The sequence below is a fragment of the Chryseobacterium gossypii genome, from assembly GCF_041361455.1.
GTDB lineage: Bacteria > Bacteroidota > Bacteroidia > Flavobacteriales > Weeksellaceae > Chryseobacterium > Chryseobacterium gossypii.
On record NZ_JBGCUR010000056.1, the window covers coordinates 1 to 5,597 of the forward strand.

The following is a 5,597-nucleotide window of genomic DNA, read 5'->3' on the forward strand; positions in this document are numbered from 1 at the left end:
AAAAAAACCTCATACATGGCTGTATGAGGTTTATTATAAAAACTGGCGGTGACCTACTCTCCCGCGTTAGCAGTACCATCGGCGCTGGTGGGCTTAACTTCTGTGTTCGGAATGGGAACAGGTGAGCCCCACCGCTAAAACCACCCTAAAGAAGGTATATAGCTGTAGACAGTAGGCTATAAGCTTGAGGCTTACAGCGTAAAGCATACTGCTTTTTAATCGATAAAAACTTTCACAAAGACAAAACCTTCTACGCACTTATAAGGCTCATTTAATATCCAATAGGCTATAAATCTACGGGTAATTAGTACTACTCGGCTATGCTGTTACCAACTTTACACCTGTAGCCTATCAACGTGGTCATCTCCCACGACCCTTAAAAGATGTCTCATCTTGAGGCGAGTTTCACACTTATATGCTTTCAGTGTTTATCTCTTCCAAACATAGCTACTCAGCGGTGCACCTGGCGGTACAACTGATACACCAGAGGTTTGTTCAATTCGGTCCTCTCGTACTAGAATCAAGCCCTCTCAAACATCTAACGCCCGCAATAGATAGAGACCGAACTGTCTCACGACGTTCTGAACCCAGCTCGCGTGCCACTTTAATGGGCGAACAGCCCAACCCTTGGGACCTTCTCCAGCCCCAGGATGTGACGAGCCGACATCGAGGTGCCGAACCTCCCCGTCGATGTGAGCTCTTGGGGGAGACTAGCCTGTTATCCCCGGAGTACCTTTTATCCTATGAGCGATGGCCCTTCCATGCGGAACCACCGGATCACTATGTCCTGCTTTCGCACCTGATCGACTTGTTGGTCTCACAGTCAAGCACCCTTATGCCATTACACTCTACGCACGGTTACCAAGCGTGCTGAGGGTACCTTTGAAAGCCTCCGTTACTCTTTTGGAGGCGACCACCCCAGTCAAACTACCCACCACGCAATGTCCTTCTTTAAGAAGTTAGGCTCCAAGTAAGCAAAGGGTGGTATTTCAACGTCGGCTCCACCAACACTAGCGTGCCGGCTTCAAAGCCTCCCACCTATCCTACACATTGCTTACTCAAAGTCAATACGAAGTTATAGTAAAGGTTCACAGGGTCTTTTCGTCCCATTGCGGGTAATCGGCATCTTCACCGATACTACAATTTCACCGAGCTCGTGGCTGAGACAGTGCCCAGATCGTTACACCATTCGTGCAGGTCGGAACTTACCCGACAAGGAATTTCGCTACCTTAGGACCGTTATAGTTACGGCCGCCGTTTACTGGGGCTTCAGTCAAACGCTTCGGTTACCCTAACGCCCTTCCTTAACCTTCCAGCACCGGGCAGGTGTCAGACCCTATACAGCATCTTTCGATTTAGCAGAGTCCTGTGTTTTTGATAAACAGTCGCCTGGGCCTCTTCACTGCGGCCTCCCCGGAGGGAGGCGTCTCTTATTCCGAAGTTACGAGACTATTTTGCCTAGTTCCTTAGCCACGACTCACTCGAGCACCTTAGGATTCTCTCCTCGACTACCTGTGTCGGTTTTGGTACGGGTTGCTTCACTTCGGCTTTTCTTGGATCCAAGTTCACTACAACAGCTTCGCCCGAAGGCTAAGCCTTGACACTTCCGTCCGTCTTCAGTAGCTACATCGAACCGTCCCCTTTTATCGTGAGCAAGTCAGGGAATATTAACCCTGTGTCCATCCACTTCCCCTTTCGGGTGCGCGTTAGGTCCCGACTAACCCTCAGCTGATTAGCATGGCTGAGGAAACCTTAGTCTTTCGGTGAGGGGGTTTCTCGCCCCCTTTATCGTTACTTATGCCTACATTTTCTTTTCTATAAGCTCCACAATACCTCACAGTAATGCTTCTACGCCGATAGAATGCTCTCCTACCGATTAATTTAATTAATCCCATAGCTTCGGTAATATGCTTATGCCCGATTATTATCCATGCCGGACCGCTCGACTAGTGAGCTGTTACGCACTCTTTAAATGAATGGCTGCTTCCAAGCCAACATCCTAGCTGTCAATGCAGTCCAACCGCGTTGCTTCAACTTAGCATATATTTGGGGACCTTAGCTGATGGTCCGGGTTCTTTCCCTCTCGGACATGGACCTTAGCACCCATGCCCTCACTGCCGACCAACATTTATTAGCATTCGGAGTTTGTCAGGAATTGGTAGGCGGTGAAACCCCCGCATCCAATCAGTAGCTCTACCTCTAATAAACTTTAATCGACGCTGCACCTAAATGCATTTCGGAGAGTACGAGCTATCTCCCAGTTTGATTGGCCTTTCACCCCTACCCACAGGTCATCCGAAGACTTTTCAACGTCAACCGGTTCGGTCCTCCACTCTGTGTTACCAGAGCTTCAACCTGCCCATGGGTAGATCACAAGGTTTCGCGTCTAATCCTACTAACTATGCGCCCTATTCAGACTCGCTTTCGCTCCGGCTCCGGACCTTAAGTCCTTAACCTCGCTAGTAAAATTAACTCGTAGGCTCATTATGCAAAAGGCACGCCGTCACCCAACTTGTGGGCTCCGACCGCTTGTAGGCGTACGGTTTCAGGTTCTGTTTCACCCTTCTATTCGAAGTGCTTTTCACCTTTCCTTCACAGTACTTGTTCACTATCGGTCTTTCAGGAGTATTTAGCCTTGGAGGATGGTCCCCCCATATTCAGACAGGATTTCACGTGTCCCGCCCTACTCTTTTATCACTCAAATATGCCTTTCATATACGGGGCTATCACCCTCTATGGCTGCACTTTCCAGTACATTCTATTAAACATATAAAAGCTTTTGGGCTAATCCGCTTTCGCTCGCCACTACTTACGGAATCTCTTCGATTTCTTTTCCTCCGGGTACTTAGATGTTTCAGTTCTCCGGGTTTGCTCCTCTTGCGAGGTGACATGTCTTCAACATGCCGGGTTGCCCCATTCGGATATCTACGGATCTATTCGTGTGTGCCAATCCCCGTAGCTTTTCGCAGCTTACCACGTCCTTCGTCGCCTCTGAAAGCCTAGGCATCCGCCATACGCCCTTAACGATTTCTTTCCTATTTTTGGTTACTCAAGCACTTATAAGTGCTCGGTTTTCTCTTTGTGATGTCTTTACCGTTAATGTCAATGATCTTTTTTTTCTTCTTCTTGGTTTAGTAAACAATTGTTGTTTTTGGCTCCAATCGTCACTTTTAAACTAAACCGCAAAAACTGTGGAGAATAAGGGAGTCGAACCCTTGACCTCCTGCGTGCAAGGCAGGCGCTCTAGCCAGCTGAGCTAATTCCCCTCTAGGTGCTGTACGCTATAGGCCAGAAGCTTAAGGCTAAATGCCTGCTGCTTTAAGCTTAATGCTTACCGCTTTAATTAGTAGTCTCGGGCAGGCTCGAACTGCCGACCTCTACATTATCAGTGTAGCGCTCTAACCAGCTGAGCTACGAGACTTTTTTAGACTTGCAGATTAAAAATAACAAGATACCAAACCATAATGGCTCCTTTATCTATTCTTTTCATCTTCCTTGTCGTCTCAATCCCTTTTACTAATTTCTAGTGGGTGTATATCTTTTTTCCAACCAAACAAAAAACTAAAGCTTAAACTTTAAGTAAGTGTTGTACCGAAGTACTTTTTTTTTATCGTCTTATAGACGCTCTAAAATGAGATGTTCCAGCCGCACCTTCCGGTACGGCTACCTTGTTACGACTTAGCCCTAGTTACCTGTTTTACCCTAGGCAGCTCCTTTTACGGTCACCGACTTCAGGTACCCCAGACTTCCATGGCTTGACGGGCGGTGTGTACAAGGCCCGGGAACGTATTCACCGCGCCATGGCTGATGCGCGATTACTAGCGATTCCAGCTTCATAGAGTCGAGTTGCAGACTCCAATCCGAACTGAGACCGGCTTTCGAGATTCGCATCACATCACTGTGTAGCTGCCCTCTGTACCGGCCATTGTATTACGTGTGTGGCCCAAGGCGTAAGGGCCGTGATGATTTGACGTCATCCCCACCTTCCTCTCTACTTGCGTAGGCAGTCTCACTAGAGTCCCCAACTTAATGATGGCAACTAGTGACAGGGGTTGCGCTCGTTGCAGGACTTAACCTAACACCTCACGGCACGAGCTGACGACAACCATGCAGCACCTTGAAAATTGCCCGAAGGAGGATCTATTTCTAAATCTGTCAATTCCCATTTAAGCCTTGGTAAGGTTCCTCGCGTATCATCGAATTAAACCACATAATCCACCGCTTGTGCGGGCCCCCGTCAATTCCTTTGAGTTTCAAACTTGCGTTCGTACTCCCCAGGTGGCTAACTTATCACTTTCGCTTAGTCTCTGAAACTTGCGCCCCAAAAACGAGTTAGCATCGTTTACAGCGTGGACTACCAGGGTATCTAATCCTGTTCGCTCCCCACGCTTTCGTCCATCAGCGTCAGTTAAGACTTAGTAACCTGCCTTCGCAATCGGTGTTCTAAGTAATATCTATGCATTTCACCGCTACACTACTTATTCCAGCTACTTCAACCTTACTCAAGACATGCAGTATCAATGGCAGTTTCATAGTTAAGCTATGAGATTTCACCACTGACTTACACATCAGCCTACGGACCCTTTAAACCCAATAAATCCGGATAACGCTCGCACCCTCCGTATTACCGCGGCTGCTGGCACGGAGTTAGCCGGTGCTTATTCGTACAGTACCTTCAGCCAGATACACGTATCTGGGTTTATCCCTGTACAAAAGAAGTTTACAACCCATAGGGCCGTCATCCTTCACGCGGGATGGCTGGATCAGGCTCTCACCCATTGTCCAATATTCCTCACTGCTGCCTCCCGTAGGAGTCTGGTCCGTGTCTCAGTACCAGTGTGGGGGATCACCCTCTCAGGCCCCCTAAAGATCATCGACTTGGTGAGCCGTTACCTCACCAACTATCTAATCTTGCGCGTGCCCATCTCTATCCACCGGAGTTTTCAATATCAAGTGATGCCACTTAATATATTATGGGGTATTAATCTCCCTTTCGAAAGGCTATCCCCCAGATAAAGGCAGGTTGCACACGTGTTCCGCACCCGTACGCCGCTCTCAAGTCCCCGAAGAGACTCTACCGCTCGGCTTGCATGTGTTAGGCCTCCCGCTAGCGTTCATCCTGAGCCAGGATCAAACTCTCCATTGTATGTTTGTCTGACTCACTCAAAGTTCTTTAACGCTTTAGTTTTTCCTTACTTGGTTGTATTTTTTATTTCAATGATCTCTATTCTTCCGCTAACCGATAAACTCTCTCTTTAAGCTCATTCATCCGATTTGCGAGTGCAAAAGTAAAACTTTATTTTAACCTGACCAAATGTTTGAAAGAAAAATTTTAAAGTTTTTTTTTCTTAACCCTTAATCCTCTCCTCAAACATCCCGCCTTCTTCTGCGCTCCCAATTATTGGGACTGCAAAGATACTAATATTTTTAACTCTCACAACTTTTAATCCTAAAAATTTTAAAAGTTTTTATATCCCGTATCTCTTAAATAAAGCCCGCTTAATGATTTAAAAGCTCTCCTGCGCTACTGATTAACTCCCGTTTTTCAGTGCCGCAAAGATAGAACCTTATTCTTCTATCATCCAAATTTATTTAAC

2 tRNA genes and 3 rRNA genes are annotated in these 5,597 nt (G+C 47.1%); all 5 read right to left on the bottom strand.

The window, feature by feature from the left end:
* Positions 1–40 precede the first annotated feature (40 nt).
* Positions 41–148 (bottom strand): 5S ribosomal RNA (rrf, locus tag ABMQ40_RS16395).
* 136 nt (positions 149–284) lie between these two features.
* Positions 285–3,034 (bottom strand): 23S ribosomal RNA (locus tag ABMQ40_RS16400).
* Positions 3,035–3,192: 158 nt separating this feature from the next.
* Positions 3,193–3,266 (bottom strand) — tRNA-Ala (locus ABMQ40_RS16405).
* 81 nt (positions 3,267–3,347) lie between these two features.
* Positions 3,348–3,421 (bottom strand) — tRNA-Ile (locus ABMQ40_RS16410).
* A 208-nt stretch (positions 3,422–3,629) separates the two neighbouring features.
* A 16S ribosomal RNA gene (locus tag ABMQ40_RS16415) occupies positions 3,630–5,146 on the bottom strand.
* The 16S, 23S and 5S rRNA genes sit together here with 2 tRNA genes alongside, the layout of an rRNA operon.
* Between the last annotated feature and the right edge of the window lie 451 nt (positions 5,147–5,597).